Below are 13,907 nucleotides of genomic sequence, written 5' to 3' on the forward strand. Positions count from 1 at the left end.
GGAGCAGTCGATGGGTTAAAGGGGATGGTCCCCCACCTTGCGGTGCGGGACCATCCTTGGGAAAGCTACCTGTTTAGCGGAAGTCGCTGCCCAGGTCGTAGTCATCCAGCGGGATGGCGTGGAACTCAGGAGCTCCGTCGCCGCCCAGGGAATCGTAGGAGAAATCACTGAACGCGCTGGGGCCGGTGAACAGGTTGGCCTTTGCTTCTTCAGTGGGCTCCACGGTGACCTCAGTGTAGCGCGGGAGACCCGTGCCGGCCGGGATGAGCTTACCGATGATGACGTTTTCCTTGAGGCCGAGCAGCGGGTCGCTCTTGCCTTCCATGGCCGCCTGCGTCAGGACGCGGGTGGTCTCCTGGAAGGAAGCTGCGGACAGCCAGGACTCGGTCGCCAGGGACGCCTTGGTGATACCCATGAGCTCGGGACGGCCGGAAGCCGGCGTCTTGCCCTCGGACACAACACGGCGGTTGGCATCTTCGAAGCGGCTACGCTCGGCGAGCTCGCCGGGCAGCAGGTCCGATTCGCCGGACTCGATGACCGTGACGCGGCGCAGCATCTGGCGGACGATAACCTCGACGTGCTTGTCGTGGATACCGATGCCCTGGCTGCGGTACACGCCCTGGACCTCGTCAACCAGGAACTTCTGCGCGGCACGGGGGCCCATGATGCGCAGAACCTGCTTGGGGTCGACCGGACCGTTGATGAGCTTCTGGCCGACGCTGACGTGCTCGCCGTCTTCGATGAGAAGACGTGAACGGCGCAGGACCGGGTAAGCGATCTCTTCGGATCCGTCATCCGGGGTGATGACCAGGCGCATCTGGCGCTCGGACTCTTCGATGGTGATGCGGCCGGCTGCTTCAGCAATCGGTGCGACACCCTTCGGAGTACGGGCTTCGAAGAGCTCCTGGATACGGGGCAGACCCTGGGTGATGTCGTCGCCACCGCTGGAGGAAACAGCCCCACCGGTGTGGAACGTACGCATGGTCAGCTGGGTACCCGGCTCACCGATGGACTGTGCGGCGATGATGCCGACTGCCTCACCGATGTCGACGGTCTTACCCGTGGCCAGTGAACGGCCGTAGCACAGGGCGCAGGTGCCGACGCTGGACTCACAGGTGAGTACGGAGCGGACCTTGACCTCGGTGATGCCGGCGGCGAACAGTTCGGCAATGACGACGTCGCCGCAGTCAGTGCCGCCCGCTGCCAGGACCTTGCCCTTGGAGTCAACGACATCCACGGCCAGGGTACGGGCGTACGCGCTGTTCTCGACGTTCTCGTCCAGGACCAGCTCGCCGTTGGAGTCAGCGACCGCGATGGCGGTCATCAGACCGCGCTCGGTGCCGCAGTCCTCTTCGCGGACGATGACGTCCTGCGACACGTCCACCAGACGACGGGTCAGGTAACCCGAGTTGGCGGTACGCAGCGCGGTGTCAGCCAGACCCTTACGGGCACCGTGCGTGGCGATGAAGTATTCCAGCACCGACAGGCCCTCGCGGTACGAGGACTTGATCGGACGCGGGATGATCTCACCCTTAGGGTTGGCCACCAGGCCACGGATACCCGCGATCTGCCGGACCTGCATCCAGTTACCACGTGCGCCGGAGGACACCATGCGGTTGATCGTGTTCATCGGGGACAGGTTGTCACGCATCGCCTGGGCGATCTCGTTCGTTGCCTTGTTCCAGATCTCGATCAGTTCCTGGCGACGCTCGTCGTCGTCGATCAGGCCCTTGTCGTACTGGCCCTGGATCTTGGCGGCCATGGTCTCGTAACCGGCGAGGATCCGCGGCTTGTCCTTGGGCACCTCGATGTCGGAGATGGCGACGGTGACACCGGACCGGGTGGCCCAGTAGAAACCGGCATCCTTCAGGTTGTCCAGCGTTGCCGCCGTGACCACCTTCGGGTAGCGCTCGGCGAGGTCGTTGACGATGGTGGACAGTTCGCCCTTATCGGCAACGTTCTCAACCCACGGGTAGTCCGCCGGCAGCGTCTCGTTGAAGAGGACCTGGCCCAGGGAGGTCTGGACGAGCACGGTCTGACCCGGCTCGTAGCCTTCCGGAGCTTCCCAGCCGGCGTAAGGGACAAAGCCCTCAAGACGGATCTTGACCTGGGAGTTCAGGTGCAGCTCGTGCAGGTCGTACGCCATGATGGCTTCCGCGACGGAGGAGAAGATCCGGCCCTCGCCAGCTGAACCGACACGCTTGGTGGTCAGGTGGTAGAGGCCGATGATCATATCCTGCGAAGGCAGCGTCACCGGGCGGCCGTCAGACGGCTTCAGGATGTTGTTCGAGGACAGCATCAGGATGCGGGCCTCAGCCTGGGCTTCGGGGCTCAGCGGCAGGTGGACTGCCATCTGGTCGCCGTCGAAGTCAGCGTTGAAGGCGCCACAGACCAGCGGGTGAAGCTGGATTGCCTTACCTTCAACAAGCTGCGGTTCGAACGCCTGGATGCCGAGACGGTGCAGGGTGGGTGCACGGTTCAGCAGCACGGGGTGCTCGGTGATGATCTCTTCGAGGACATCCCAGACCTGCGGGCGGTAGCGCTCAACCATCCGCTTGGCCGACTTGATGTTCTGGGCGTGGTTGAGGTCAACCAGGCGCTTCATCACGAACGGCTTGAAGAGCTCCAGTGCCATCTGCTTCGGCAGGCCACACTGGTGCAGCTTCAGCTGCGGGCCGACGACGATCACGGAACGGCCGGAGTAGTCAACGCGCTTACCCAGGAGGTTCTGGCGGAAACGACCCTGCTTGCCCTTGAGCATGTCGCTCAGGGACTTCAGCGGGCGGTTGCCCGGTCCGGTGACCGGACGGCCGCGGCGGCCGTTGTCGAACAGGCTGTCAACGGCTTCCTGAAGCATGCGCTTCTCGTTGTTGACGATGATCTCCGGAGCACCGAGATCAAGCAGGCGCTTGAGGCGGTTGTTGCGGTTGATCACGCGGCGGTAGAGGTCGTTGAGGTCGGAGGTCGCGAAGCGGCCGCCGTCCAGCTGGACCATCGGGCGCAGTTCCGGCGGGATCACCGGGACGGCGTCCAGCACCATGCCGAGCGGGCTGTTGTTGGTCGTCAGGAACGCGTTGACCACCTTGAGCCGCTTCAGGGCGCGGGTCTTGCGCTGGCCCTTGCCGTTGGCGATGATGTCGCGGAGCATGTCCGACTCGGCCTGCATGTCGAAGTTCTCAAGACGCTTCTTGATCGCTTCGGCACCCATGGAGCCTTCGAAGTACATGCCGTAGCGGTCGCGCAGTTCGCGGTACAGGCCTTCGTCGCCTTCAAGGTCAGCGACCTTGAGGTTCTTGAAGCGGTCCCAGACCTGCTCGAGTCGCTCGATTTCAGCATCCGCGCGCTTGCGGACGTTAGCCATCTGGCGGTCAGCGGAGTCGCGGGCCTTCTTCTTGTCGGCAGCCTTGGCGCCTTCGCCTTCGAGACGGGCAAGCTCGTTCTCAAGGTCGCGGGCGATCGTGGCGATGTCCGAGTCGCGGTTGTCGATCAGCTGCTTCTTCTCGATGTCGTGCTCAACCTGGAGGTTGGGCAGTTCTTCGTGGCGGCTGTCGGCGTCGACGCTCGTGATCATGTAGGCGGCGAAGTAGATGACCTTTTCGAGGTCCTTCGGTGCCAGGTCAAGGAGGTAGCCCAGGCGGGACGGAACACCCTTGAAGTACCAGATGTGCGTGACCGGGGCGGCCAGCTCGATGTGGCCCATGCGCTCACGGCGGACCTTTGCGCGGGTGACCTCAACGCCACACCGCTCGCAGATGATGCCCTTGAAGCGCACGCGCTTGTACTTACCGCAGTAGCACTCCCAGTCGCGGGACGGGCCGAAGATCTTCTCGCAGAAGAGGCCGTCCTTCTCAGGCTTGAGCGTGCGGTAGTTGATGGTTTCCGGCTTCTTAACCTCGCCGTAAGACCAGCCACGGATGTCTTCCGCGGTGGCGAGGCCGATCTGCATGAGGCCGAAGGAGGATTCGCTGGACATATGGTCCCTGTTCTCTCTTGTTCTCTAAATTCTGAAGTCTTGGGTTACGGGAAGAGGGAGGGGCGTACGACGGCGGGTGGGAACCCGCCGTCGTACGGCCTCTGCTAAACCTCTTCTACGGAACTGGGCTCTGCACGAGACAGATCGATGCCCAGTTCTTCCGCAGCCGTGAAGACTGCGTCATCAGAGTCACGCATTTCAATTGTGGTTCCGTCCGTGGAAAGAACTTCCACGTTCAGGCACAGCGACTGCATTTCCTTGATCAAGACCTTGAAGGACTCAGGAACGCCCGGCTCGGGGATGTTCTCGCCCTTGACGATGGCTTCGTAGACCTTCACACGACCATGGATGTCATCCGACTTGATCGTGAGGAGCTCCTGGAGCGTGTAGGCGGCGCCGTAAGCTTCGAGCGCCCACACTTCCATTTCACCGAAGCGCTGGCCACCGAACTGTGCCTTACCACCCAGCGGCTGCTGCGTGATCATGGAGTACGGGCCGGTGGAGCGCGCGTGGATCTTGTCGTCCACCAGGTGGTGGAGCTTCAGGATGTACATGTAGCCGACCGAGATCGGATCCGGGAACGGCTCGCCGGAGCGGCCGTCGAACAGCCGGGTCTTGCCTGAGGAGTTGATCAGGCGGACGCCGTCGCGGGTGACGTTGGTGGAGTCGAGGAGACCAGTGATTTCCTCTTCACGCGCACCGTCGAAGACCGGCGTTGCAACAGTGGTCGAGCCACTCTCGCGCGGCAGGTTCGGCAGCTGCTTGACCCACTCGGGCTCGCCCTCGATCTTCCAGCCGGTCTTGGCAACCCAGCCGAGGTGCGTTTCCAGCACCTGGCCGACGTTCATACGGCCCGGAACACCCAGCGGGTTCAGGACGATATCAACGGGGGTACCGTCGGCAAGGAAGGGCATGTCCTCGATCGGAAGGATCTTGGAGATAACGCCCTTGTTGCCGTGACGGCCGGCGAGCTTGTCGCCGTCGGTGATCTTGCGCTTGGCAGCGACGTAGACGCGGACCAGCTGGTTGACGCCCGGGGGCAGCTCGTCGTCGTTGTCGCGGTCGAAGACGCGGACACCGATGACGGTGCCGGACTCGCCGTGCGGAACCTTCAGCGAGGTGTCGCGCACTTCGCGGGACTTCTCACCGAAGATGGCGCGCAGCAGGCGTTCCTCCGGGGTCAGCTCGGTCTCGCCCTTGGGCGTGACCTTTCCGACCAGGATGTCGCCGGCTTCGACCTCGGCACCGATGTGGATGATGCCACGCTCGTCCAGGCCTGCCAGGACTTCCTCGGACACGTTCGGGATGTCACGGGTGATTTCCTCGGCACCAAGCTTGGTGTCGCGGGCATCGATCTCGTGCTCCTCGATGTGGATGGAGGACAGGACGTCCTCGGCCACGATCCGCTGGGACAGGATGATGGCATCCTCGAAGTTGTGGCCTTCCCATGACATGAATGCCACGAGCAGGTTCTTTCCGAGGGCCAGTTCGCCCTGGTCCGTTGCCGGGCCGTCAGCGATGATGCCGCCGACCTCCAGGCGCTGGCCTTCGCTCACCAGAACGCGGTTGTTGTAGCAGTTGCCCTGGTTGGAGCGGGCGAACTTGTTGATGCGGTAGTTGGTTTCCGTGCCGTCATCGTTGAGCATGATGACGAGCTCGGCGGAAACCTCGGTGACCACACCGGCCTTCTTCGCGATGGTGACGTCACCGGCGTCGACGGCTGCGGCGCGTTCCATGCCGGTACCGACGAACGGCGCCTCGGAACGGACCAGCGGCACGGCCTGGCGCTGCATGTTGGCACCCATGAGTGCGCGGTTAGCATCGTCATGCTCGAGGAACGGGATCAGGGCGGTAGCCACGGACACCATCTGGCGCGGGGAAACGTCCATGAACTCGACCTCGCCGGCGGGGACCAGCACGGGCTCGCCTCCACCACCACGGGCGCGGACCAGGACGGTCTCTTCGGCGAACTTCTTGTTCCCGTCGAGCGGAGCGTTGGCCTGTGCAATCAGGACCTCTGCCTCGTCGTCGGCCGTGAGGTACTGGACCTCGTCGGAGACAACACCCTCGGCCACCAGGCGGTACGGGGTCTCGATGAAACCGAACGGGTTGATGCGTCCGTAGGAAGCCAGCGAACCGATCAGGCCAATGTTCGGGCCTTCAGGGGTTTCGATGGGGCACATACGTCCGTAGTGCGACGGGTGAACGTCTCGGACTTCCATGCCTGCACGGTCACGGGACAGACCACCCGGGCCAAGCGCCGACAGGCGGCGCTTGTGGGTCAGACCCGACAGCGGGTTGTTCTGGTCCATGAACTGGGACAGCTGGGAGGTTCCGAAGAACTCCTTGATCGCTGCCACGACGGGGCGGATGTTGATCAGCGTCTGCGGCGTGATGGCCTCGACGTCCTGGGTCGTCATACGCTCGCGGACAACGCGCTCCATACGGGACAGGCCGGTGCGGACCTGGTTCTCGATGAGCTCGCCGACGGCGCGGATGCGGCGGTTGCCGAAGTGGTCGATGTCATCGATCTCAACGCGCAGCTCGTGGTCCTGGCCGTCGCGCTTGCCTGTGAGGGTCTTCTCACCGGCGTGCAGGGCAACGAGGAACTTGATCATGGCGACGATGTCTTCAACGTGCAGGACAGACGCTTCCTTGTCACCAAGGGAGCGGTCGATGCCGAGCTTGCGGTTGATCTTGTAACGGCCAACCTTGGCCAGATCGTAGCGCTTGGAGTTGAAGTACAGGTTGTCCAGCAGTGACTGGGCAGCCTCGACCGTGGGCGGCTCGCCCGGTCGCAGCTTCCGGTAGATGTCCAGCAAGGCGTCTTCGCGGGTTTCGGTCGCGTCCTTCTCCAGCGTTGCGCGCATGGAGTCGTACTGGCCGAACTCTTCGAGGATCTGGCCTTCGGTCCAGCCGAGGGCCTTCAGCAGCACCGTGACGGACTGCTTGCGCTTGCGGTCGAGGCGAACGCCGACCTGGTCGCGCTTATCGATTTCGAGTTCGAACCAGGCGCCGCGGGACGGGATGATCTTCGCGGTGAAGATGTCCTTGTCGCTGGTCTTGTCGGCGGTGCGCTCAAAGTAGGCGCCCGGGGAGCGGACCAGCTGCGAGACAACGACACGCTCGGTGCCGTTGACGACGAAGGTGCCCTTCTCGGTCATCAGCGGGAAGTCACCCATGAACACGGTCTGCTGCTTGATTTCGCCCGTGTTGTTGTTCATGAATTCGGCCTTGACGTACAGCGGAGCCGAGTACGTTGCGTCCCGGTCCTTGCACTCAGCCATCGTGTATTTCGGATCAGCGAACTCCGGCTCCGAGAAGCTCAGGGACATGGTGCCCTGGAAATCCTCGATCGGGGAGATCTCTTCGAAGATGTCGGACAGACCCGAGGAGGTGGCGACGCTGAGGTCGCCTTCTTCTACGGCCTTGGCTACGCGTGCCTGCCAGCGTTCGTTTCCGACCAGCCAGTCAAAGCTGTCCGTTTGCAGGGCAAGCAGATTCGGAACGTCAAGAGGTTCGTGAATCTTTGCGAATGAGAGCCGGCGGGTTGCACCGTCGGTGCTGTCGGCATTGATAGCGGTTGCAGCGTTGTTTACATTAGAGGTGCTCGAGGCGACCAAGAGGGATCCTTCCACAGACCTTCAGGCGTTTTCAGATCTCCCCCGTTATGCACCCTGCGGAGTGACTCCGCAGTGCTACCAATCCGGTTCCGCTATATGACCCGGGACCCGCGCTGACCATGCTGGTGCCGTTGTTGACGGCACATTGATGGCCCAGCTGCCAGGCTAAGCCCACCGCTATATGAAGGCTGAAGGTAAACAGGGAAGACGCAAATATCTACGATACGGCAAAGCAACCTACTTGTCTACCCCACTTCGTCCGGGATTGCAAGCACCGGCCCCGGCGCCCGGATCGGGTATAACGCCCGCGGAGCGCGGCGCCGCTTGGCCGGCGGTGAGGGCAGCGGATGGCCCGGTGACCGGGGTCACGATAACCTTGCTGTACATCGTTCAAGATCGGAAGAGAAAACCATGAGCAACTCTGCAGACAACAATGATGTTGTCATCCTCGCTGCCGCCCGCACGCCCCAGGGGCGCCTCAACGGGCAGCTCGCCAGCTTCACGGCCGTGGAGCTCGGCGCGCACGCCATCCGCGCGGCCCTGGCCGCCAGCGGAGTGAAGGCCGAGCAGGTGGACTCGGTGATCATGGGCCAGGTGCTGCAGGCCGGGGCAGGCCAGAACCCCGCCCGCCAGAGCGCCATCGGCGCCGGCATCGGCTGGAATGTTCCGACCGTGACGATCAACAAGGTCTGCCTGTCCGGGCTGACCGCGGTGATCGATGCGGCGCGGATGATCCGCAGCGGCGACGCCACCGTCGTCGTCGCCGGCGGCCAGGAGTCGATGACCCGCGCGCCGCACCTCCTCCCCGGCTCCCGGCAGGGCTGGACCTACGGCTCCATCCAGGCGCTCGACGTCGCGGCCCATGACGGCCTGACCGACGCCTTCGACGGGCAGTCCATGGGCCTGTCCACCGAGACCAAGAACCTCACGCTGGGCATCGACCGCACCTCCCAGGACGAGGTGGCGGCCGCCTCCCACCAACGCGCCGCCCGCGCCGCCAAGGACGGCGTGTTCGACGGCGAAATCGCGCCGATCAGCGTGAAGCAGCGCAAGGGGGACGCGGTCATCCTGGCCGCCGATGAAGGCGTCCGGCCGGACACCACCGTGACGTCGCTGGCCGGGCTGCGGGCGGCGTTCGTCACGGACGGCACCATCACCGCCGGCAACTCCTCCCCCCTGTCCGACGGCGCCTCCGCCCTCGTGCTGTCCTCGCGGAAGTTGGCCGAGGACAACGGCCTGGACTACCTCGCCGTCGTCGGGAAACCCGGGCAGGTGGCCGGTCCGGACAACTCGCTGCACTCCCAGCCCGCCAACGCGATCAAGAGCGCGCTGGCCAAGGCCGGCTGGTCCGCCGCGGACCTGGACTTCATCGAGATCAACGAGGCGTTCGGCTCCGTCGCCGTCCAGTCCCTCAAGGACCTCGACTACCCGCTGGAGAAGTGCAACATCCACGGCGGCGCGATCGCCGTGGGCCACCCGATCGGCGCCTCCGGCGCCCGGCTCGCCCTGCACGCCGCGCACGAGCTGAAGCGGCGCGGCACCGGCAGGGCCGCGGTGTCCCTCTGCGGCGGCGGCGGGCAGGGCGAAGCGCTCCTGCTGTACCGCGACTGAGCGCCATGCCGGACCCCGCGATGCCCGGGCAGGGCCCGGCACGTAGTGCCGCCAGCGGTGGCGCCGCCGGTGATGGCGGCGCCGGTGATGGCGGCGCCGGTGATGGCGGCGCCGGTGATGGCGGCGCCGGTAGTGGCGCCGCCGGTGATGGCGGCGCCACCGGCCGGGAGCGGTTCCTGGCTGACGCCGCCGCCCGCGGCCTCAGCGTCCAGCTCGTGGAGCGCCTGGCCGCGAACAGCCTGGAGGAGACGGCCCGGATCCTGGGGATCGAGCCCGGGGATATCGTGAAGTCCCTGGTGGTCAAACACAAGGACGGCAGTTTCCTGTTCGCCCTGATTCCGGGCGACCGGCAGATTTCCTGGCCGAAACTCCGCGCGCTGCTCGGAGTGAACAAGCTGTCTCTTCCGGCGGCGGACGTCGCCCTGGCCGCCACTGGCTATGAGCGCGGCACGATCACCCCGCTCGGAAGCACGGTGGCCTGGCCGGTGTACGCGGACCGGACCATCACCGGGCGCAGGATTTCCATGGGTGCCGGGGAACACGGCTTCAGCGCCTTCGTCGACGCCGACGCCCTGACCGCGGCCCTCGCTGCCGTCGTCGCGGACATCTCCGAACCCAACTGAGCCACCCGACCCGACCCGCCCCCGACGATCTAGCCCGACCGGGTTAACACCTCCCCCGGGATAAGGTCGCCCCCGGGTTAACAAAACAACGCGGGGTCAGTTCCGGCCCATCCCGTCGCTCGGGATGGCCCGGAACTGACCCCGCGCTGCTGTTGGAGGGGCGGCTGGCCGGCGGAGCGCCGGCGAAGTCTCGCGTGCCCTTAACGCAGGAAACCCCGCCCACCGGAGTGGACGGGGTTTCCCGGAGCGGAACGGGAACGCGTGGTTCCCGGACAGTTCCTGAAGCGGCGAGTTACTTGAGGGTAACGCGAGCGCCGGCTTCTTCGAGCTGTGCAACAGCCTTCTCGGCAGCTTCCTTGGTGACACCTTCGAGGATAGCCTTCGGAGCGCTGTCAACAACGTCCTTTGCTTCCTTGAGGCCCAGGGAAGTGATCGCGCGAACTTCCTTGATGACTGCAATCTTCTTGTCGCCCGGGTGCTCCAGGATGACGTCGAATGCGGTCTGCTCTTCTTCTTCGGCAGGCCCGCCGGCAGCGGGGCCAGCAACTGCAACAGCAGCAGCCGTAACTTCGAAGGTCTCTTCGAAGAGCTTTACGAACTCAGAGAGCTCGATGATGGTTAGTTCCTTGAAAGCTTCAATGAGCTCTTCGTTGGTGAGCTTCGCCATGGTGTGGCGTCCTTCCTATAGTGGTGCTCGGCGGCCGGAGCCGTGCCTTCGCACCGGAGTCTGGTTTAGAGAGTTAGTTCTCTTCGGGGGCTGCGGCGTCGGCCGGAGCTTCAGCGGCAGCGTCAGCCGGAGCTTCAGCTGCTGCGTCGGCCGGAGCTTCGTCAGCGGCGGGCGCCTCGGCTTCAGCCGGTGCGCCGTTCTCTTCTTCAAGCTTGAGGCGCAGCGCGTCGATGATGCGTACAGCGGCGGCAGCAGGAGCCTTGAGGATGCCTGCAACCTTGGCGAGCTGCAGCTCGCGGGACTCGAGTGCTGCCAGGGCAGCAACTTCGCTGGCGTTCAGTGCCTTGCCCTCGAAGTAACCGGTCTTGATAACCAGCTGCTTGTTGGTCTTGGCAAAATCCGTCAGGCTCTTGGCAGCGGCAACTGCGTCACCCTTGATGAACGCGATTGCAGTGGGGCCGGCGAGCTGGCCGTCGAATGCTTCGACACCAGCTTCCTTGGCTGCAATAGCGGTCAGGGTGTTCTTGACGACCGAGAACTTGGTGTCCTGGCCGAGAGAGACACGCAGCTGCTTGAGCTGTGCAACGGTGAGCCCGCGGTATTCGGTCAGGACAGCGGCGTTCGATTCCTTGAAATCGTTAGTGATCTCAGCTACTGCTGAAACCTTGCTAGGCGTTGCCATAACCCTCCTTCCGGGGATAGTGCCGGTGTTTCCCGGTCCCCGCTCAAAAGAGCTAAAAACTAAAAAACGCCCCGCGCAGATGCACGGGGCTTGTCTCGACGCAGTACATGACTGCGGAGCTTTGCTTCGTTCACCTGCGCCGGCCGCCCTATGTTCAGGGTCCTTCGTCTGGAGATCCACTGGCCCTCCCGGCGCGACTGCAGAAGTGAGTCTTGCTTGGGAGAGTGGATTTCCAACAACCGACGGTCTTTGGTCCCCCCAGCTTACGCGAACCGGGGCGCGTGCTCCAAATCGGGCGCCCCGGGCGCCGTTCAGCTGTTGCTGGGGCCGAAGTTGGGGAGCTCCTTTTGCCAGATCCCCGTCACGCCGGCGGTGGCGAACCCCAGCTGCTGGTTGACCTTGAGCAGGTACCGGTTTTCGGGCGCGTTCCAGGTGTAGAGCACCCGGGCATCCGGGAACTGCTCGGAGAGCCGCTCCATGTTCGCGACCTTGATCAGCAGGCCCAGCTTGTTGCCGCGGTGCTCCCGCAGCACCACCGTGTCGTCCTGGAACACGACGTCGGGGCGCAGCGCGAGGACGCTGATGGTCGTCAGGCCGACGAGTTCGCCGCTTTCGATGTGTTCGACGGCGGTGACTACCGTCCGGCGGCCCTGCGCGATGGCGACCTCTTCCGCCTCCCGGAGGATCCCGCCGTCGAACACCATGTCCGTATCGTCGACGCCGGGCACGCCGTCTTCGCCCGCGCTGTTTTCCAGCGCAGCGACCGCCTCGAGCCACTGCTCCGGGCACCGGTCCGTCCAATGGTGCACGCGGTAGCGGCCGGCATTGGCTTCCTCTGCCTCGGTCTGCAGCTCCTCCACGAGCGCGCTGTCCAGCGGCAGCGCACAGGCACTGAACTGTTCGATGTGCTGGAGCGTGTAGCCGCTGTGCCGGGCGAACTCCACTTCCCTGCTGTTCACCGGCACGAAGCCGAGGCCGGTGCCGGGGACCAGCTGGCCGGCTTCGCTGTCCCCCAGCGAGGAGCTCGGATGGTTGGTGTCGATCAGGATGGTGTGGCGGCCCTCGTCGCGGGCGAAGTGCTCCGCGGCCTCGAGCAGCTGCCGGCCCACGCCCCGGCCCTGGAACTCCGGCAGTATGTCGAGGGCGAATTCGGCCAGGTCGAGGTTCTCGGAGAGCGGCAGCGCAATGTCAACGGTCCCGACGATTTCCCCGCCGATCCTGGCCACCAGAATCACCTGGCGCTCGTAGGGGTCCGCCATTTCCAGCAGTTTCTCCAGCGGCGCGTAGGCGAGATCGTCGCTGCCCCAGGTCTGCATGCGCACCTTGCGGCCCACCTCGACGGCGGCAATGAAGTCGGCGGCGTCCGGCCCGTCCAGCGAATCGGGGATCCACAGCTGTTCAATCCGTACGTCGTTTGCCATAACGGGCATCATCCCCAGCTGTTCTGCCATCTACGGGTACCGGATTTCCTGCAATAAACAGGGCTTTCACGGTCAGCATATGCCGGTTTGCGCCGGCGTTCCATCAACGACGTGCGCCGGACCGGCTACGACCCGCGGCCGGCGGCGTCGGCGGTCCGCTGCCATTCGCCGTCGTAGCCGGCGGGGCGGAATCCGAGCGCCACGTTGATGGCGAGCATATGGTCGTTCTCCGCGGCGTTGAACGTGGTGACACGTTCCACCGCCGGGTACCCGGCGAGCAGGCGGCGGAGGTTGCGGATCTTGACGAGCATGCCCAGCCGGTGCCCCCGGTGGCCGGCCGCGACCAGGGTGTCGTCCTGGTCCGCCAGCCACGGTTTGCCGGGCGCCAGTTCGAGCACCGAGTACGCCGCCAGTTCGTTACTGTCGCGGTGCCGGGCGGCGGTGACCAGCGAGACGTTCCCGGCCTGCTTCCAGGTGTCCTCAACGTGCCGGACGCGGGCGGCGTCCCAGGTCTCTTCGTCGTAGCTGAGCCCGCCCGTCGGAGCGTCCGTGCTCATCCGGGACATCAGCACGGCGAGCTGCTCCACGTACTCCTCCGGGCAACGGTCCGTCCAGGTGACCAGCTCGTACGGTTCCGCCCTGGCCAGTGCCTCCCGTTCGAGGGCGTCCAGCAGCCCCGGAGCCGGCGGCAAGTCGAGGGAGCTGAAACGCTCCACCTGTTCCAGCCGGTAGCCCGCCCGCTGCGCGAACCGGACACCGCGCGCGGCTGCCGGCAGCGCTCCGGTCCCGGTGGCGGGCCGGAGGACATCCGGACCCTCGGCGTCGAAGTCGGCGGGGTGCTCCGTGAAAGTCATCAGGACAGTGCGTCCGTCCGCAACCGCCAGGGCCTCGGCATGGGCCAGCAGGGCCCGTCCGATCCCGCGGCCGGTGAAGTCGTTCAGGACGTCCACATGGAGGAGTGCGCTGCCCACGTTGTCCTGCAGCCCGTAACGGAGCCAGGACCGCGCGACCATCCGGCCGCCCGTGCGGACGAAGAAGAGCTGCATGCGTTTGTAGGCATCGTCTCGCCAGTAGCGGAGCCGGGCCCCCGGCGGGGTGGCGCGGTCCAGGTTCCCCCAGACCTCCAGCACCAGGGCGTCGCTGAGCGTGCTGAACTCGAGGAAGTCTCCGGCGTCCGGGGAGTCGAGGGCGTCCGGAATCACGAGGCGTTCTATGCGGTACGGCGCTGCAGTCACCGGGACAGCGTAGCCGGTGCCCCGGAACGCAGAAAAGGCCGCCCCGCGGATGCGGGACGGCCTTCTCTGTTG

Annotated in this window: 8 protein-coding genes; 2 read left to right on the forward strand and 6 right to left on the reverse strand. The window is 65.0% G+C overall.

Translation table 11 applies throughout. The annotated features are described in order from the left end of the window. Positions 1–73: 73 nt before the first annotated feature. A complete protein-coding gene (locus tag J2W14_RS19445; protein ID WP_307465583.1) occupies positions 74–3,973 on the reverse strand; it encodes a DNA-directed RNA polymerase subunit beta' in 3,900 nt (1,299 codons plus the stop codon). Between the two features lie 104 nt (positions 3,974–4,077). Continuing rightward, a complete protein-coding gene (gene rpoB / locus J2W14_RS19450) occupies positions 4,078–7,596 on the reverse strand; it encodes a DNA-directed RNA polymerase subunit beta (RefSeq protein ID WP_307465585.1) in 3,519 nt (1,172 codons plus the stop codon). 411 nt (positions 7,597–8,007) lie between these two features. Here rpoB and J2W14_RS19455 point away from each other — a divergent pair, with 411 nt between their 5' ends. After that, complete coding sequence (locus J2W14_RS19455) at positions 8,008–9,207, forward strand: acetyl-CoA C-acetyltransferase (RefSeq protein WP_307465586.1); 1,200 nt, start codon at positions 8,008–8,010, stop codon at positions 9,205–9,207. Positions 9,208–9,383: 176 nt separating this feature from the next. Continuing rightward, on the forward strand, positions 9,384–9,830 hold the full coding sequence (locus tag J2W14_RS19460; RefSeq protein WP_307465689.1) for an aminoacyl-tRNA deacylase: 447 nt from the start codon (positions 9,384–9,386) through the stop codon (positions 9,828–9,830). A 292-nt stretch (positions 9,831–10,122) separates the two neighbouring features. On the opposite strand, the gene rplL is transcribed toward J2W14_RS19460, so the two are convergent. From rplL to J2W14_RS19480, 4 genes are all read right to left on the reverse strand, one after another. Beyond that, positions 10,123–10,497 carry a 50S ribosomal protein L7/L12 gene (gene rplL, locus J2W14_RS19465; protein ID WP_301226786.1) on the reverse strand — a complete coding sequence of 125 codons (375 nt, stop codon included), beginning with the start codon at positions 10,495–10,497 and terminating at the stop codon, positions 10,123–10,125. Positions 10,498–10,570: 73 nt separating this feature from the next. Further along, entirely contained in the window at positions 10,571–11,179 is a 609-nt protein-coding gene (gene rplJ / locus J2W14_RS19470; RefSeq protein ID WP_307465590.1) for a 50S ribosomal protein L10, read from the reverse strand. A 311-nt stretch (positions 11,180–11,490) separates the two neighbouring features. Next, positions 11,491–12,600: a GNAT family N-acetyltransferase gene (locus J2W14_RS19475; protein WP_307465592.1), complete on the reverse strand. Its 1,110-nt coding sequence runs from the start codon at positions 12,598–12,600 to the stop codon at positions 11,491–11,493. Positions 12,601–12,725: 125 nt separating this feature from the next. Continuing rightward, complete coding sequence (locus J2W14_RS19480) at positions 12,726–13,835, reverse strand: GNAT family N-acetyltransferase (protein WP_307465594.1); 1,110 nt, start codon at positions 13,833–13,835, stop codon at positions 12,726–12,728. Between the last annotated feature and the right edge of the window lie 72 nt (positions 13,836–13,907).

Origin of the sequence: Pseudarthrobacter oxydans (genome assembly GCF_030812335.1) — a bacterium.
Lineage (GTDB): Bacteria > Actinomycetota > Actinomycetes > Actinomycetales > Micrococcaceae > Arthrobacter > Arthrobacter oxydans_B.